The organism is Pedobacter sp. N23S346, from assembly GCF_048515415.1.
Lineage (GTDB): Bacteria > Bacteroidota > Bacteroidia > Sphingobacteriales > Sphingobacteriaceae > Pedobacter.
Genome location: NZ_JBLYEE010000019.1, coordinates 39,485 through 57,871, shown reverse-complemented (window position 1 = coordinate 57,871; position 18,387 = coordinate 39,485). Strand labels below are relative to the sequence as shown.

Sequence of the window (18,387 nt, the reverse complement as noted above, 5' to 3'; positions counted from 1 at the left end):
ATTAGCGCATGCAAAAGGAACTGGCGGATGAAAAGTTGATCCTGGCAAAAATTGCCAATGGAGATCAACAAGCTTTCGGCGTTCTTTTTAACTTTTACCGAAATAAGGTTTATGGTTATGCTTTAGCCATTCTTCAGGAAGATACCGCAGCCGAAGAAATTGTTCAGGATGTGTTTATTAAACTCTGGATTAAAAGGGCAGGTTTATCAACAATAGAAAATTTTGGTGGCTTTTTAAGAATAACGACCCGAAATGAAACCCTTAATGCACTAAAGAAGGTTGCCATTGAACAAAAAAACTATCAAATAGCCAATCAAAACAATTCAGATATTGATTCGGGCACTGAAAATGAAATTCAATTTAGAGAAACCAAGAAGTTATTGGATTCTGCGATTGAAAAACTTCCACCTCAGCAGAAATTAATTTACAATCTCTGCCATATTGAAGGTTTAAAACAAAAGGATGTGGCTGATAAATTAAACTTATCTCCGCTAACGGTAAAAACGCACCTCAGAGACGCCGTTAAATCAATAAAAACCTATCTGATTATGCACGACGAACTAAAAGCAGTACCTCTTTTACTCTTTTTTCTATAATAATTTCAAATTCACTACCTCCTTTTGTTTTCAAGATTGTTATTATTTTAATAGCAATAGAAAATAAACCTTTCTTCAGCTTAAAACCAAACATGATGGAACAGGAAAGATCTTCCTATTTATTTAATAAGTACGTAACTAAAACATGTACTCCGGCAGAATTGCAGGAGTTTATGGCGATCGTTAGAAATGCAGATGATGACACTGTTCTTGATTTGGTGATGGATAATTTCTGGAATCAAAGCCCGGAAGTAGAACTTAATCCAGTTAAGGCAGATTCAATATTAAAGCAGGTACTATCTTCAGATGCTAAAAAAACGGCAAAAACACCTAATCTTTCCATCCAATGGCTAGGTTGGGCAGCTGCTTTTTTCATTATTTGCCTTGCCACCTTATATTTCAACAATAAAGCTAAAACTACACCTACTAGGACAAATCAAACTGCTACAAAAGTAGTGCAAGCTGATAAAAATGCAGATTTGTTGACGGTTAAAACTGAAAATGAACATCAGAAGATAACCTTGCCAGATGGAAGTACAGTGATTTTAAATAATAACAGCTCCATCAGCTATCCTAAAGTGTTTGGAGCAAAGAGAATAGTTACTTTGACGGGAGAAGGCTATTTCGACATCAGGCATGACCTTAACAAAAGTTTTACCGTACATACAGGCAAACTGAGTACCATTGTTTTAGGAACGGCCTTTAACATCAAAGCCTACAATACGGAACACGAAATTTCAGTTACGGTAACCAGGGGGAAAGTGAGTGTATTAGACAGTAACGCTGTTTTAGCCATTCTAACTCCAAACCAACAAATTATTTTCAATAAAAAAGACAAACAGTCGAATCTGGCTAAGGTAATTGCTAAAAACACTGTACAATGGCAAGAAAGCGACATTTTCTTTGATGATATTTCTTTGGAAGAAGCGGCTCAGGCCTTATCGAAACGATTTAACACCACCATCACTGTTGATAATGATTCCTCAAAAAAATGCAAGTTTACGGCCACTTTTTTAAAAGGAGAATCACTGGATGAAATTCTAAAAATTATCTGCTCTTATAACCATGCACAATACCAAACTCACGCTGGCGGCATAACCATCAAAGGCGGAAGATGTGAATAATAAAGAACCCTTAATCAACTAAACCAAACAACATGAAAAAAACTTACCAGCTGCGAATTTAAATGAATAAAAAACTCCTTGTCGCTAAACAAGGAGCCGTTGCAGATACAGCGCTAACTGTATCTACGCGTTTAAACAATTTTCTAGGATTCATTTTAAACATTTAAAATTATGTATTTTTCTGCACAATCGGCAGAGGGCAGGAAGAAATATGTTTTCTTCACTGCATCATCCCAAACACGATATTTAATTCGTCAGCTTATGCGCATCAGCTCCATCATTGCTATCGTATTTATTACCTCTCTCCAATGCCTGTTTGCTACAGAAGTTGTTGCTCAATCTACTCAGCAAGTACAAGTTACGATCGGGTTGAATCAGGAAACAATCACTTCGGCAATCAAAAAAATAGAACAAAACAGTCCGTTTCGCTTTTTATACCGCAATAACGAAGTTAAAAACCTTAAACCGGTAAGTATTCCTTTAGGAGCCAGATCAGTTAAAGAAACTTTAGACTTAATTTTAAATGGTACAGGTTTAACTTATAATCAGGTAGGAGATAAAATTCTAGTTTCCAAACTCCCTGTGGTAAACACTACTGAAAGTTTAAACGATACCCGTTTAACTGGAATGGTGACTGATGAGATGGGAATTCCACTCCCTGGTGTATCTATTCGCATTAAAGGAGATAAAGAGTTCAGTACTGCGTCAGATCAATACGGACATTATAGTGTTAACATTCCTGCCGGCAAAACCATTACCATCATATTCAGTTATGTGGGTTACGTAACCAGAGAAATAGCCGTTGATGATAAAACAAACTCATTAAAAACAGCCTTAGTTCCGGAAGCAGGAAGTTTGAACGAGGTTCAGGTGATTGGTTATGGTACTACAACCAGGAAGTTGAACACTGGTTCTGTTGCATCCATTACGGCTAAGGAAATTGAAAAACAGCCTGTTGGAAATCCTTTAGCTGCACTTGCAGGGAGAATGTCTGGCGTTTTAATTGCGCAAAACAATGGCGTCCCGGGAAGCACTATTCAGGTTCAGATCCGTGGACAGAATTCACTTTCTCAAGGCGGAATTCCACTCTATGTAATTGATGGTGTACCCTTTACCAATTTCAATGGTGGACAACCTGCAACAGACAATCTAAATGCTTTTGGAACCTCCGGGGCAAGTGGTGGTATCAGTCCTTTTGGCATGATTAATCCTTCAGATATTGAGCGGATAGACATTTTGAAAGATGCAGATGCAACTTCAATCTACGGTTCAAGAGGGGCCAATGGCGTAGTATTGATTACTACAAAAAAAGGTACATCAGGACGTGTAAAAATTGGTCTGAATTTAAATACTGGTTTTACTGAACTTAATCGTCTCATACCTACTTTAGATTTGCAACAGTATCTTGCACTTAGAAAAGAAGCCTTTCAGAACGATGGCGTTACTCCAAATACAACCAACGCCCCAGATTTAACTGTTTGGGATCAAAATAACTCAACAGATTTTCAAAAGTTATTGATTGGAAACAGAGGCCATGTAAATGAAATTCAGGGATCGATGTCGGGTGGTAATGAACAAACCCGTTTCTTTTTCAACTCTGCTTATCGCAGAGAAAGCACTGTTTTCTTAGGCGATAACAGCAGCAAGCGTTTTTCTTCAAGGCTAAATCTCGACCACAGCTCATTAAATAAAAAGTTCTTAGCATCATTTTCAGTGAGCTATACTAACGACAATACAAACCTTCCAACTTCAGATCTTTCTTCGGTTTACAATCTTCCTCCTAATCTTCCATTGTATGATGCTACAGGCAAATTATTCTGGTCTAATAACTTTACTAATCCATTAGCAAATTTATTAAGAAGGTATACAGGAGTAACTAATAATTTAATTGGAAATGCTAATCTTAAATATGAGATCTTACCTGGATTAAATGCAAAGGCAAATTTTGGATATACCAATACAAGATTAGACCAGGTTGCAACCATTCCTGCCTCCTCACAAAATCCAGCAAACAACCCATTAAGTTCTGCAACATTTACTAACTTAAATGCACAAAATTGGATTATAGAACCTACACTTGATTATGTAAGAAAGATTGGTCAGGGGAAATTAACTACCCTAATTGGAACCAGTTTCCAGCAAAATTCATCTAACGGTCTTTCTTTAGCAGGAACCAATTATAGTAATGAAGCTCTTTTAGGAACTTTAAGTGCAGCAGGTACAACTATTGTGAATTACAACAATATAGTTAAGTATAAATATAATGCTGTTTTTGCAAAAATAAATTACGATTGGCAAGAGAAATATCTAATCAATGCTACATTCAGAAGAGATGGTTCATCGCGATTTGGACCGGCAAATCGCTTTGGAAATTTTGGTGCACTTGGTGCTGGCTGGATATTTACACAGGAGAAATTTATAAAAGAAAACCTGCCGTTTTTAAGTTTTGGTAAATTACGTGGAAGTTTTGGTACTACAGGAAATGATCAAATTTCCAATTTTATATACCTACCATTGTATTCGAGTACCAATACCTACTTAGGAAATGCAGCTACAGTTGTTACTACAATACCAAATGAAGACATTAAATGGGAAACAACAAAAAAATTAGAGTTTGCTATTGACTTAGGTTTTTTAAACGACAGAATTTCATTTACTGCAAACTATTATAGAAGCAGATCTTCAGACCAAATTGCTTTTAATGCTTTAGCTAGCCAAAGCGGCTACAATTCTTACCAAGCAAATTTACCAGCGCTAATTCAAAACAAAGGTTTAGAGTTAGAACTAAATACCAACAACATTATTAGTAAAGATTTCAGTTGGAAAACAAATGTTAACTTCACATTTACCGACAATAAATTACTTGAATTTCCTAATTTAGATAAATCATTTTCGGCATCGAGCTACGTAGTGGGTGAATCCATTAATTTATTTCGACTATACCATTATTTGGGTGTGAATCCGGCGAATGGCGCAGCAATCTATGAAGATAGAGATGGAAATGGTACCATAAATATAAATGATCGTTATGTAGCTGACCTTGGAACACCATTTTTTGGAGGCTTTAACAATACATTCACTTACAAAGGATTTGAACTCGGTATTTTCTTTCAGTTTAACCACCGGTTTGGAGTTACCAAAATCTTAAATACCAGACCTGGTGCTCTTGCTAATCAAAATGATTACTGGCTTGACAGATGGTCACCAAGTAATCCAAATGCAAGTAATCCTGGCGCATCTGCAACAGCCGGAACAGCAATTTCAGCATCTTATAATTTTTATACCTCGTCTGATGCAGTTTATGGAGATGCATCCTACCTTAAACTAAGATCTGTTAATTTCTCTTATAATATACCTCAAGAATGGCTCAAACAGGTGAAAATTTCAAATGCAAGTGTATTCGTTCAGGGGCAAAATCTGTTTACCTGGGCAAAGAATAAATATGTATTAGATACAGAAACCACTGTACAAGGTGGGCCACCGGGTTTAGGAACTGGAACTATTAGTCAGGTTTTACCTCCGCTTAGAACAATTGTATTTGGCATTAACTGTTCATTCTAATCAAAAAAAAATGAAAAAAGCATATAGAAATCTATTTTATAAATCATTAGCATTAGTAACTGTATTAACAGTTTCATCTTGTAAAAAATTTGTGGAGCTTGGCGCACCTCCCACACAAATCCTATTCGGCGATGCGTTCAGAACAGATGCTTCAGCTCAAAGCGTTGTATTAGGTCTTTACTCTAATAATGTGACAACATCAAGTATTGGAAATTTCACTTTCCTTAGTGGAATTTCCGCTGATGATCTTCAATACAATTCAACCGATGTAATATTTCAAGAATTTGCCAATAATGCCATCACTACAACAAACGCGAGTAATGCAAATAATCTCTGGGCAAACTCTTATTCTTTAATTAAAAACGCCAACAATGCTATTAGTGGCATTAATGCATCCACCACGCTTACTCCTTCAGTAAAAAATCAGCTTCTGGGTGAAGCTAAATTTATTAGAGCTTTTGTTTACTTCTATTTAGTAAACTTATTAGGAGACGTACCTCTTCCATTAAAAGATGATTATTCTGCTTTCGAGAATGCTCTCTTACCACGTACTCCTTCTGCCCAGGTTTACGCCCAGATTATTCAAGATTTAACCGAAGCTCAATCTGCTTTACCCACTGCATACGTCGGGACCTTTAGAGGAAGAATAAATAAGCATACGGCAACTGCACTTTTAGCCAGAGTATATCTCTATCAAAAAGATTATGCCAGTGCAGAGGCTCAGAGTACACAAGTAATTAGTAGCGGAACATATAGCTTACCTGCACCGGAATTAGCATTTATTAATAGTAGCAACGAAATCATCTGGCAAATTGGAAATCTAACAGGAGTTTCATTATTTGGAGGTAATTATGTTACCGTGGGTTCTACAACAATTCCAGCCTTTTCTCTACCAGAAACAACTTACCAAAGTTTTGAAAGCACTGCTGATTTACGCAGGACAAATTGGGTAGCACCTAAAACCGTTTCAGGCAGGATATTTTATGGGATAAGTAAATTCAAATTGTCATCCGGAACTGGCAATGAATACAATGTTGTTTTAAGATTAGCTGAACAATACCTTATTCGTGCAGAAGCCAGGGCGCAACAAAATAACTTGAGCGGTGCAAAAACAGATTTAGATATTGTTAGGGCCAGAGCTGGCTTAGCAGGTGTGAGTGCAACTTTAAACCAGGCGCAAATACTAGCTGCAGTTGAGCAGGAAAGAAAAGTAGAATTGTTTGGCGAATGGGGTCACCGCTGGCTGGACTTAAAAAGAACGAACCGAGCCAATGTAGTAATTGGTGCTTTAAAGCCAACTACCTGGAAAACGACTTCGGTTTTGTTTCCGATTCCTCAAGCTCAAATTATTATTAATAACACCCTAACTCAAAACCCTGGCTATAATTAAACTATTAAAATCCAGTTTGTGCTTGTTGATTTACCAATTGTATTTCAACAAGCTTCAACTGGTAATTTACAGCAACAATTATCATCAACCTACACAAATGAAAACAAAACATATCGCTTTAGCAGCGGCACTTTTACTAGGTGCAACCGCATTTAAACCTCAAACTGGCTATAAAATTTCAGGAAATATCAGAGGTATAGAGAACGGTGTCATCTATCTTACTCATCAGATTGGTGATCAGGAAATTAAAGATTCAACCAAAATTACTAACGGAAAGTTTACCTTTTCCGGGACAATACCAGAGGTGATGATGTACAGCATTCAAATACCAAAAATAAGGGAGCAAAAATATTTTCTTCTTGAAAATAAAGAGATTTCTTTTGACGGGCATAAAGATTCATTATTCAACGCTAAAATCAGTGGATCGCCGGAAACGGATGTCTATTCTGGATTTTACAACGGTCCCTGGAAAATCATTACAGCAAAGGCAGGAAAGATTTATAATGCAATGGATAGTGCAACTCAAAAAGGAAAAATAACCCTTAGCCCCGAACAACGTAAGCCCTTTGATGATGAATTTAAAAATCTCGATTTGCTTAATCAAAAAGCAATTAAGGATTATTTACTGGCGCATCCGAGTTCAGTAGCTGTGGCAGCCATTGTAGAAGAACGTTTAATTAACTACAACTATCCACAGCAGGCAGCAGAAATGTACGCACTTTTTAAACCCGAGGTTAAAAATTCATACTTCGGCAAATCTATTAAGGCGAGTTTAGATTTACTGAATAAAACTGCTCCAGGAAAAGTTGCTCCCGATTTTACCATGAATGATGCGAATGGTAAGCCTTTAAAACTTTCACAATTAAGAGGAAAATATGTGTTAATCGATTTTTGGGCCAGCTGGTGTGTGCCTTGCAGAAAAGAAAACCCGAATGTTGTTGCCGCCTATCAAAAGTATCATGATCAGGGTTTCGAGATTTTAGGTGTTTCGCTCGACAGTAAAAAGGAATCGTGGTTAAAAGCCATAAAAGACGATGGGCTTGGATGGAAACATGTTTCAGAATTAAAAGGCTGGACAAATACTGCCGCAACAGCTTACGGCGTAAAATCTGTACCGGCGAGTTTTTTACTAGATAAAGAGGGCAAAGTGATTGCCAAAGATTTAAGAGGCGAAGAATTGACTAAAAAGTTATCAGAAATTTTTAAAGATTAAAATATGAAAACATTAAGCCTTTTTATAGGCACGCTTGGATTGATGACCGCATCAATTCAACTCAACGCGCAAACCAATCCAATTGATAGCACAAAATTTTACCTGGATAAATTAATTGCTTCTACCAGTCCTACAGACAAAACATTGTTAAATAGCAAACTGGAAACACTTGCTGCATCAAACAGTGAAAAGGATATGGATCTCGCCATCAATTATTATTTTCAATTGAAAAATCAAAAAGCAACCGACTCGCTGCTGGAAGCGCAGTTGACTAAATTTCCGAATGGAACGCGTGCCAGAAACAAAGTGGCTTCAGATGAAATTTTCCCATTGAAAACCCCTGCTGAAAAGGAAATTGCTTATAAAGCATGGATTAAGAAATTCCCACCATCCAACTTTAGTGGCGAAGATTTAATTACTTACGATTATGTAACCAGCAGCATTTCAAGTGGTTATGCAGAACAAAAAAATACAGCGAAAGCAATTGAATATGCGGAAAAGCTTTTGGTTGATTTCTGGAAAGGAAATGGTTATGGAGGAGTAGCCGAAAGATTTTACAAGAACGGAGATTTAAAAAATGCTTCCATCTATGCTAAAAAAGCGATGGAAAGTGCCAAAGTTTATTATGATGGAAAGTTACCAAATGAGAATTCTTCGAAATTTGCAGCTTCAGGTTATCCGGGTTTAACCATGACTTATGCCAACATTCTTTTCGAACAAAAAAATTATAAAGAAGCACTGAAATATGCTGAGTTAGCATCTACAAATCCTAAAACAGCATCTACAAAATCAAACTTTCAACATGCTAAAATTCTAATGGCTTTAAATAGAAACCAAGAGGCTTATGCAAAATTAGAAGAGGCGGTAAAATCTGGCAAAGCTAACGATGAAATGAGCGCAGCCTTTAAAACACTTTATACCAAAGTGAAAGGCAGCGAAGCAGGTTTTGACCAATATGCAGCAGAAATTAGAAAGGGAATTATTGCTAATCTTCAGCAAAAACTAGCTAAAGAAATCGTAAAAAAACCTGCGGTAGATTTCACACTTACCGATTTAGATGGTAAGCAGGTAACTTTAAGCAGCCTGAAAGGTAAAACGGTAATTCTGGATTTCTGGGCAACCTGGTGCGGACCATGTAAGGCGTCTTTCCCTGCAATGCAAATGGCCGTGAATAAATATAAAAATGATCCAACAGTGCAATTTTTATTCATTCATACCTGGGAGAAAACCCCTACCCCTACTAAAGATGCAAGTGATTACATCAAATCGCAAAACTATACTTTCGAAGTATTGATGGATAATAAAGAACCGGAAACTAAAATTAATAAGGTGGTGAGTGATTATAAAGTGAATGGTATTCCGTCCAAATTTGTGATAGATCCGCAGGGAAACATCAGGTTTAACCTGATGGGTTTTGATGGTGGCAACGAAGCTGCTGTTGATGAAATTTCGATGATGATCGATATGGCTAGAAAAGGATAATTACAAATTATAATTAGAAGCAATCGCATTCAAACACCAGTAAATGGTTGTCTGAATGCGATTTTTTATTTTCGCATATCATAATATCCATCTGAATAACAGCGTGATTATATCATGATGCATAAAAAAGTCGTATCGAAGTACTACGACCGTTTTTAAATTCATTCCGTTATCTATCGGTCGTGTGTCCCGCCGACCGAAATGATGATTGCTTAATGCCTAAACGTTTTCAAAATGAGGCGTTTCGATTGGTGAAGACACCAAACCGACAGTAATAAACGTAATCGGTCGCTGGGAATAAACGATCGTTATAGCCACCTCGTCATCCTGAACTTGATTCAGGACCTTTCTTAGAACTTAACTAATTATAAATTAACGTTTAATAGATCCTGAGTCAAGCTCAGGAGGATGACCGTTCATAGTTGGTGTATTAGCCCGATTTATTATACAAATATCCACATGTTGCAAAAAAATAAATTCTAATTTATGAGGAAGACCGTTCATAGTTAGTTGGATAAACCCTTTATAAAATAGAAGTATTAGGCCACTGGGAATGAACGATCGCTATGGCCACCTCGTCATCCTGAACTTGATTCAGGACCTTTCTTAGAACTTAACTAATTATAAATTAACGTTTAATAGATCCTGAGTCAAGCTAAGGAGGACGACCGTTCATAGTTGGTGTATTAGCCCGATTTATTATACAAATATCCACATGTTGCAAAAAAATAAATTCTAATTTATGAGGAAGACCGTTCATAGTTAGTTGGATAAACCCTTTATAAAATAGAAGTATTAGGCCACTGGGAATGAACGATCGCTATGGCCACCTCGTCATCCTGAACTTGATTCAGGACCTTTCTTAGAACTTAACTAATTATAAATTAACGTTTAATAGATCCTGAGTCAAGCTAAGGAGGACGACCGTTCATAGTTGGTGTATTAGCCCAATTTATTATACAAATATCCACATGTTGCAAAAAAATAAATTCTAATTTATGAGGAAGACCGTTCATAGTTAGTTGGATAAACCCTTTATAAAATAGAAGTATTAGGCCGCTGGGAATGAACGATCACTATGGCCACCTCGTCATCCAGAACTTGATTCAGGACCTTTCTTAGAACTCAACTAATTATAAATTAACGTTTAATAGATCCTGAGTCAAGCTCAGGAGGACGAACCTTTATAGGAGACGACCATTCATAATTGGTCCATTAATCTGACCTGTTATCCTATTTTAATCTCCTTTTAAGATGAGTTCCTTACTTTTGTATCATGCTCAAAATTGGAATAGCAGAAGATGACACCAAAATTGCCGCCCTCCTGAAATCGGCTTTGGAAGAAAACGGCTACGAAGTTTGTAACCTTTACAACGGAACAGATGCCCTCAAAACCTTTTTAAGCAACGACTTCAATCTCCTGATTATTGATATTATGATGCCCGGTCTCAATGGCATTCAACTCTGTAAACACCTACGCAATAACAATATCACAACTCCAATCCTGATGCTCACCGCAATGGGAACGGTAGATGATAAAGTGACCGGGTTAGATGCCGGAGCTGATGATTACCTAGTTAAACCCTTTCACCTCAAAGAATTGCTCGCCAGGGTTAATGCTTTATTGAGGCGACAATCTACCCTTAAAAATACTGAAACCCATCAGCTTTGCTTTGCCGATCTCTGTTTAGATACCTATAGCAAAGAAGTAACCCGGGCCAACATAAAAATCGAACTCAGCGCAAAAGAATTTGATTTATTGGAACTTTTCCTTCTTCACCCGAACCGTTTACTTTCCCGCCAATTTATTGCCGAACAGGTTTGGGACATTAATTTTGAAACCGGCACCAACGTAATAGACGTTTACATCAATTTCCTTCGAAAAAAGATAGAAAAGAATTTCGACCGTAAACTCATCCATACCAAAATAAACATGGGTTATATTCTGAAGTAATGAAAATAAAAGACCGCATTGCATTATACTTCACGCTCATCAGCACCTCCATGCTGCTGGCCGTGCTATGCGTGGTCTATTTCACCTTCATGAAATTTTTGCAAGCTGATTTCTTTGAACGCTTAACCGATCGAACCATGGTTACTGCGAAACTCTACCTGGAAGCAGATGAAATTAGCCGGGATGCTTTAAGTGATGTTCGCCATAAATACCTGCAAAAGCTTAATGGCGAGGTCATCAGGATATACGATGATAAAAACAGGGCCACATTTATTGGAGATTCTGCACAATATTGGACGAAAGCCACCATTAACACGGTTCGGAAAAAGAAACACCTGCAATATAAAGACGGAGAAAGGCAGGTTGTTGGCATTTATTATAAAGATAACCAGGGAGATTTTGTCATCCTCGCTTCTGCAACCGATCAGGGAACACATAACCGCTTGGAAAAGTTGCTCAAAATTATGCTTTTCACCTTTGTATTTATCTCAATCATCGTTTTATTACTAAGCAGATGGGTGGCTGAAAAAATGCTGAAGCCGTTAAAAAAGTTCATGGAAGAAGTGAAAAAGGCTGGTTCTAAAAATCTGGAATTCCGGGTAGAGGAAAGTCAGACGAAAGATGAAATAAACCTGATTGCCAAAAGTTTTAACCATTTAATGGAAGAACTAGAACAAGCCTTTATCTTACAGAAAACTTTCGTTGCCAATGCATCGCACGAGTTGAGAACGCCACTCACCAGAATGATGATCACAGCAGAACTTGCCTTATCAAAAGAAAGAGATACTCAGGCTTATCAAGTAGTAATTCAATCTATTGTGGATGATACCGAAAACATGGAACACATCATCACAGGTTTACTTGCACTGGCCAAAATGGATCTTGAATTAATTGAATCGCAACTATCACCTATTCGTTTGGATGAATTGTTAATTAAAATTCAGAAAGAATGGAAACAGCATAAAAATCTGGATCTGGAAATTATTAATTATCTTAAAGGTGACGCAGCAGCTGTTGTTTCCGCCAATTCAGTCTTGCTGCAAATTGCTATCGATAATATCATTTCAAATGCATTTAAATTTTCCGACAACAAAAAAGTAAGCTGTTTTTTAGAAAAGGAAGCCGATCTATTGCTGATCAAAATTATTGATCAAGGCCCAGGCATTCCACGATCTGAACAGGAAGACGTATTCAAACCATTCTACACCAAATCTGCAGAGGCAGGGCAAAAAGGTGAAGGAATGGGGCTCTACATGGCCAACAAAATTGTTCACCTGTTAAAAGGAACTATTGAAATCTCCGCAGAACAACAGAGTAGTTTGATCATCAGTTTGCCTCTTGTAAAACAATAAAACCCAAACAGTTCCTGCTCAAGACAGTGCATCCCCTCCTTCTTACAACTTTAATTCGCTTTTAATTTCTATTTAATTCGAGTTTAATTCGGCTGGAATAGATTTGCCGCATGACAAGAATAGGTACCCTGCTTTTTCTCTTTCTGAGCGTTCTACACCAAACATCCTTTGCGCAAAGTGACACTGTTAAATTGAGTTTGCCCAAGGCAGAAGCATTGTTTTTAAAACACAATTTCGATTTACTGGCCGCAAATTATCAGATCGATCAGGCGAAAGCCGAAATTATTACGGCTAACCTTTTCGATAACCCGGAACTGGAATACGAGAGTTTATTTTACAACCATGAAACCGGAAAGTTCTTGCAAACCTCTTACGCCTATGGACAATTTGCAGGTTCCATTTCTCAATTGATTAAACTGGCAGGCAAACGAAATAAGAACATCAAACTGGCTCAATCTGGAGCAAAAATGGCAGAAATGGAATATTTTGATTTGTTGCGCACCATAAAATTTGAGCTTCAGAATACATTTTACAAGGCTTATTTCAATGCCCAATCTTTATTGGTTTACGAAGAACAACTGAAATCCACACAAAGCCTGATCACCGCCTACGAAACACAGTTGAAGATGGGAAATGTGGCTTTGAAAGATGTGATCAGAATTAAATCCTTATTCATCGGCCTTAAAGCAGAACAAACCAACCTGCTGAACGACTTGGAAGATAACTACCGGGATTTACGCCTGCTCTGCGGTTTACAACCAGAAGCAAATCTATCCTTAACACTGCCTGAAACAGATAAAAGCGTGACTTTAGATAAAATCCCCTATGTCAGTTTACTAGATTCTGCTAAAAATAACAGAAGCGATTTAAAACTGGCTAAAGTGAATTTAGAATATAATGAACTCAATCTTAAACTTCAGAAAGCGATGGCTATTCCTGATGTGGAAATATCATTGAGCTACGATTTAAAAGGAAACTACCCAGAGAAATACACAGGTTTAGGGTTGAAAATTCCCATTCCACTCTTCAATAGAAATCAGGGAGAGATTAAAAAAGCGAAGATTGGTATCGATGCAGCAACTAACAATATCAGCAAGCAGGAGTTACTCCTGAACAACGAGATTTTTAACAGCTACCGGACTGCGCTTCGAAATGAAAAACTATACACCGAAATCGATCAGGATTTCAACACCGGCTTCGCTCAACTTATTTCAGGTTTAATTAAGAATTTCAGCGAACGGAATATCAGTTTGATGGAATTTCTGGATCTCTACGAATCGTATAAAGAAACAGTCTTGCAGATCAACAACATTCAACTGGAAAGATTGAGTTCCAGAGCAGAATTAAATTATGTAACCGGTTCAAATCTATTCAAATAACCCTTATGCAAATTATCTACAAAAACACCATAAAAGCACTTTTACTTTCTTCCATTGGCTTAAGTTTCGGCTGTAGCGAACACAAAACGGAAGCTCCACCAGAAAAATTTACCATCACCGATTCGCTGCTCAACCGGTTATTAATTGATACGGTACAACAGGCGAATAACCAATCAGATCTTATTTTTTCGGCGAAAATTACCGCCAACGAAGATCGGAAATCAGAACTTTTTCCGATGGTAAGCGGGTTGGTTAACCGCGTAAATGTGCGTTTAGGTGATCAGGTAACTGCCGGACAAACCCTGGCCTTAGTAACCAGTTCGGAAATGGCCGGATTTGATAAGGAAGTAATCTCTGCAAATGCAGAACTCAAAAATGCAGACCGCACCTTAAAACAGGCGGAACAATTATTTGAAAGCGGCTTATCTTCAGCAAAAGAACTGGAAGAAGCTAAAAATGATTTCCTGATCAAAAAAGCCGAACTGAAGCGGGCGAATGCGGTGCTCAAACTTAATGGCGGAAGCAATACCGGTTTATATTCCATTAAATCTCCCATTGGTGGCTTTATCATCGAAAAGAATGTAACCGATAACATGCAACTGCGAAGTGATAACGACAAAAGTTTATTTACCATCGCCGATTTATCTAATGTTTGGGCCATGATCAATATTTATGAATCAGACATTTCCCGCATTAAAGCAGGCGACGAAGTGAACCTATCCACCCTCTCCTATCCTGAACAAGTATTTAAGGGTAAAATCGACAAGATTTACAACCTCATTGATCAGGAAAGTAAGGTGATGAATGCCCGGGTGGTGATTGCCAATACCAATGCTTTATTAAAACCAGGCATGCTGGGAACGGTTAAAGTTTCGGCCCATTCTGGTGTCGATCTTCCTGCGGTAAATTCACGGGCAATCATTTTCGACAACAACAAAAATTATGTACTAATTTTAAACAAAGCGCATAAAGTTCGCATTCAGGAAGTACAACTCGGCAGAAAAACAGCCGATAAAACATACATCAGTAAAGGGTTAAATGCAGGCGACCGCGTAATTGCCTCCAAACAGGTTTTCCTTTTCGAAAATCTGAAAACACAGTAATCCTCTTTTCATCCTTTAGAATTTCCTTTTATGAATAGTTTCATCAAAAGCATTATTGGCTTTGCGCTGAAGAATAAATATTTTATTTTCTTTGCAACTTTCATCCTTGTACTCGCTGGTTACTTAAGTTTTAAAAACACCACTATTGATGCATTTCCTGATGTGACCAATACCAACATCACCATCATTACCCAATGGCCCGGCAGAAGTGCCGAAGAGGTAGAAAAATTTGTAAGTCGCCCTTTAGAAATTGCGATGAACCCAACCGAAAAAAGGACCAGTATTCGTTCTTCCTCGCTTTTTGGTTTATCAATTGTTAAAGTAAGTTTCGAGGATGATGTAGATTATGCCGAAGCCCGGGTTCAGGTGAATAATCACCTGGAGGAGGCCGATCTTCCAGAAGGTATTCAACCGGAAGTGCAACCGCCTTATGGGCCAACTGGCGAGATTTTTCGCTATACCTTAACCAGCGACACCAAGACTGTTCGGGAGTTGAAAACCCTGCAAGACTGGGTAATTCAACGCGAGTTACTTTCAGTTTCTGGCATTGCCGATGTGGTGAGTTTCGGCGGAGAAGTAAAAACGTATCAAATCACCGTTGATCCACAAAAATCAATTCAATATGGAGTAACCGCTACCGAACTTTTCGAAGCAGTTTCTAAAAGCAATATCAACGTTGGTGGTGATGTAATTGTACAAAGTGGCCAGGCGTACGTCGTACGAGGAATTGGTGTGCTGAATAACATCGACGAAATCAGGAATGTGGTGGTAGATAACATTAATGGAACGCCCATTTACGTCAAAACCATTGCTGATGTTGCGGAATCCGCTTTACCGAGACTCGGTCAGGTGGGTAGAGATCGAGATCCTGATGTGGTGGAAGGAATTGTAGTGATGCGTAAAGGCGGAAACCCGAGCGAGGTGATCAGCCGTTTAAAAGAAAAAATTGAGGTGATTAACAGCAGTATCCTACCGGATGATGTGAAAATCAAAGCTTTTTATGACCGCGAAGACCTGGTTAATTATTCCGTTCACACAGTAATGGGCAACATGCTCGAAGGGATTTTGTTCGTTACCCTAATTGTATTCCTTTTCATGGCCGATTGGCGCACCACCCTGATTGTTTCCATCATTATTCCACTAGCCTTACTATTCGCCTTTATTTGCCTGAAGCTGAAAGGGATGCCCGCAAATTTACTCTCTATGGGGGCGATCGACTTCGGGATTATCATTGATGGTGCCGTGGTAATGGTTGAAGGGATTTTTGTTACGCTTGATATGAAGGCAAAAAAAATCGGCATGGAACGTTTCAATAAAATGAGTAAACTTGGTTTTATTAAAAAAGCCAGTCTTGAAAATGGAAAGGGAATCCTTTTTGCAAAGCTGATCATCATTACCGGATTGTTGCCCATTTTTACTTTCGAAAAAGTAGAAGGAAAAATGTTCTCTCCCCTCGCCTGGACATTAAGTTTCGCCTTATTGGGCGCATTAATTTTAACCTTTACGCTCGTACCAGCCATGGCCAGTGTATTGCTGAAAAAGAATGTGAAAGAAAAACACAATGTCTTTTTAGAATGGATTACCAAAGCCACGCTGAAATTTTATGATCATTGTTTCAACCGGAAAAAACTGGTGTTTACCATTTCCATTATCGTACTGGTAATGGGTGCCTTCAGTTTCAAATTTCTGGGCACTGAGTTTTTGCCTAGTCTGGATGAAGGCTCTATTTATGTCAGGGCAACGGGTCCGCTCAGCATCTCTTTGGATGAAACGAAGAAACTTTCAAACGATATGAGAAAGATTTTTTTGAGTTTTGAGGAAGTAAAACAGGTGATGTCGCAAACCGGCAGGCCAAATGATGGAACAGATGCCACCGGATTTTACAATATGGAATTTCATGTGGATATCTACCCACGGAAGGAATGGAGACGCAAACAAAGTAAAGAACAGCTGATTGAGCGGATGCAGGAAAAGCTGAATGGTTTCCCCGGCATCAGCCTAAACTTTTCTCAGCCCATTTCTGATAATGTGGAAGAAGCAGTTTCTGGCGTTAAGGGTTCTATCGTGGTGAAAATGTTTGGCGAAAACTTCGAATTTATTGAGCAGGAAGAAGAAAAAATTGAAAAGATTTTAAAAACCGTTGATGGCATTGAAGACCTGGGGATTTTGCGGAACCTGGGTCAGCCGGAGTTGCAGATCAACCTCGATCAAAAAAAAATGGCCCTTTACGGGATGAGCACAGCCGATGCCAATGCCGTAATTGAAATGGCCATTGGCGGGAAGGCCGCCACGCAGATTTACGAAGGGGAACGGAAATTCGACCTGATTATCCGCTACCCGGAAGATTTCAGAAATAACGAAAGTTCGATTGGCAAACTGAGGATTCCGACATTATCCGGTTCCAACGTACAACTGGCAGAGATTTCGAGCATCAGCAAAATTACGGGGCCAAGTATGATTTACCGCGACAAACACAAACGTTACGGCGCCATCAAATTCTCCATCAGGGGAAGAGATATGGGAAGTGTAATTGCAGAAGCACAGCAAAAAGTGAATGCTGCCATCAAACTTCCGAAGGAATATAAACTGGAATGGGCAGGAGATTTTGAAAACCAGCAACGGGCCATCTCGCGTTTATCGCAAGCCGTTCCGGTAAGTTTATTACTCATCTTTTTCATCCTGTTTGTTCTTTTCGGGAATATCCGCGATGCGTTATTGGTATTAAACAATGTACCCTTCGCCATGATTGGCGGCATTTTGGCACTGCTGGCGGCTGGTGTAAACTTTAATATTTCTGCAGGAATTGGTTTCATTGCCTTATTTGGAATCTGCGTGCAAAATGGCGTGATTTTGATTACCAAGTTTAAATCTAACATTGCAGATTTAAAACACCACGAGAACTGGACATTTACCGATGCCATGCGTGATGGGATTGCCAGCCGATTCAGGCCCGTTTTAATGACGGCATTGATGGCCGCTATCGGATTAATGCCAGCAGCATTATCTACCGGAATTGGTTCGGAAGCTTCAAAACCCCTCGCCATTGTGGTTATTGGGGGCTTAATTACCAATACATTATTTAACCTTTTTGTTTATCCGATTGTGTTCTATTGGTCGTACAAGAAAAAGGTTCAGAGAATTAATCCAGGCCATGTGGAAATAATGAATCTAAACAACTAGCTAAAAAGGCTAATATTTAAAAATTAAGCCATTAATTCTTGAAGGATTAATGG

Annotated in this window: 11 protein-coding genes; all 11 read left to right on the top strand. The window is 38.4% G+C overall.

The genetic code is table 11. The annotated features are described in order from the left end of the window. Nucleotides 1-8: 8 nt before the first annotated feature. The 11 genes from ACN1CD_RS22310 to ACN1CD_RS22260 all read left to right on the top strand — a co-directional run bounded on the left by ACN1CD_RS22310 (nt 9) and on the right by ACN1CD_RS22260 (nt 18,334). On the top strand, nt 9-596 hold the full coding sequence (locus tag ACN1CD_RS22310; RefSeq protein ID WP_419132636.1) for an RNA polymerase sigma factor: 588 nt from the start codon (nt 9-11) through the stop codon (nt 594-596). A gap of 92 nt (nt 597-688) precedes the next feature. After that, nucleotides 689-1,720: a FecR family protein gene (locus ACN1CD_RS22305; RefSeq protein ID WP_419132635.1), complete on the top strand. Its 1,032-nt coding sequence runs from the start codon at nt 689-691 to the stop codon at nt 1,718-1,720. A 171-nt stretch (nt 1,721-1,891) separates the two neighbouring features. Further along, nucleotides 1,892-5,281: a TonB-dependent receptor gene (locus ACN1CD_RS22300; RefSeq protein ID WP_419132634.1), complete on the top strand. Its 3,390-nt coding sequence runs from the start codon at nt 1,892-1,894 to the stop codon at nt 5,279-5,281. A gap of 10 nt (nt 5,282-5,291) precedes the next feature. Next, a complete protein-coding gene (locus ACN1CD_RS22295) occupies nt 5,292-6,671 on the top strand; it encodes a RagB/SusD family nutrient uptake outer membrane protein (RefSeq protein WP_419132633.1) in 1,380 nt (459 codons plus the stop codon). A gap of 97 nt (nt 6,672-6,768) precedes the next feature. Next, the gene (locus ACN1CD_RS22290) at nt 6,769-7,884 is read left to right on the top strand and encodes a redoxin domain-containing protein (protein WP_419132632.1); all 1,116 of its coding nucleotides are present in this window, start codon (nt 6,769-6,771) and stop codon (nt 7,882-7,884) included. Nucleotides 7,885-7,887: 3 nt separating this feature from the next. Beyond that, nucleotides 7,888-9,366, top strand: coding sequence for a redoxin domain-containing protein (locus ACN1CD_RS22285; protein ID WP_419132631.1), 1,479 nt, complete (start codon nt 7,888-7,890; stop codon nt 9,364-9,366). 1,276 nt (nt 9,367-10,642) lie between these two features. Next, the gene (locus ACN1CD_RS22280) at nt 10,643-11,320 is read left to right on the top strand and encodes a response regulator transcription factor (RefSeq protein WP_419132630.1); all 678 of its coding nucleotides are present in this window, start codon (nt 10,643-10,645) and stop codon (nt 11,318-11,320) included. Further along, nucleotides 11,320-12,672 (top strand): ATP-binding protein, encoded by a 1,353-nt coding sequence (locus ACN1CD_RS22275; RefSeq protein ID WP_419132628.1) that lies wholly within the window; start codon nt 11,320-11,322, stop codon nt 12,670-12,672. Before ACN1CD_RS22280 ends, ACN1CD_RS22275 begins: the two co-directional genes overlap by 1 nt. A 110-nt stretch (nt 12,673-12,782) precedes the next feature. Beyond that, nucleotides 12,783-14,051: a TolC family protein gene (locus tag ACN1CD_RS22270; RefSeq protein ID WP_419132626.1), complete on the top strand. Its 1,269-nt coding sequence runs from the start codon at nt 12,783-12,785 to the stop codon at nt 14,049-14,051. Between the two features lie 5 nt (nt 14,052-14,056). Next, nucleotides 14,057-15,154, top strand: coding sequence for an efflux RND transporter periplasmic adaptor subunit (locus tag ACN1CD_RS22265; RefSeq protein WP_419132625.1), 1,098 nt, complete (start codon nt 14,057-14,059; stop codon nt 15,152-15,154). 30 nt (nt 15,155-15,184) lie between these two features. Then, nucleotides 15,185-18,334: an efflux RND transporter permease subunit gene (locus ACN1CD_RS22260; protein ID WP_419132624.1), complete on the top strand. Its 3,150-nt coding sequence runs from the start codon at nt 15,185-15,187 to the stop codon at nt 18,332-18,334. Nucleotides 18,335-18,387 lie beyond the last annotated feature (53 nt).

Coding starts and splice junctions, on each gene's coding strand:
- ACN1CD_RS22260 (WP_419132624.1), top strand. CDS start 15,185: ATGAATAGTTTCATCAAAAGCATTATTGGCTTTGCGCTGAAGAATAAA.
- ACN1CD_RS22305 (WP_419132635.1), top strand. CDS start 689: ATGATGGAACAGGAAAGATCTTCCTATTTATTTAATAAGTACGTAACT.
- ACN1CD_RS22300 (WP_419132634.1), top strand. CDS start 1,892: ATGTATTTTTCTGCACAATCGGCAGAGGGCAGGAAGAAATATGTTTTC.
- ACN1CD_RS22285 (WP_419132631.1), top strand. CDS start 7,888: ATGAAAACATTAAGCCTTTTTATAGGCACGCTTGGATTGATGACCGCA.
- ACN1CD_RS22310 (WP_419132636.1), top strand. CDS start 9: ATGCAAAAGGAACTGGCGGATGAAAAGTTGATCCTGGCAAAAATTGCC.
- ACN1CD_RS22290 (WP_419132632.1), top strand. CDS start 6,769: ATGAAAACAAAACATATCGCTTTAGCAGCGGCACTTTTACTAGGTGCA.
- ACN1CD_RS22295 (WP_419132633.1), top strand. CDS start 5,292: ATGAAAAAAGCATATAGAAATCTATTTTATAAATCATTAGCATTAGTA.
- ACN1CD_RS22265 (WP_419132625.1), top strand. CDS start 14,057: ATGCAAATTATCTACAAAAACACCATAAAAGCACTTTTACTTTCTTCC.
- ACN1CD_RS22280 (WP_419132630.1), top strand. CDS start 10,643: ATGCTCAAAATTGGAATAGCAGAAGATGACACCAAAATTGCCGCCCTC.
- ACN1CD_RS22275 (WP_419132628.1), top strand. CDS start 11,320: ATGAAAATAAAAGACCGCATTGCATTATACTTCACGCTCATCAGCACC.
- ACN1CD_RS22270 (WP_419132626.1), top strand. CDS start 12,783: ATGACAAGAATAGGTACCCTGCTTTTTCTCTTTCTGAGCGTTCTACAC.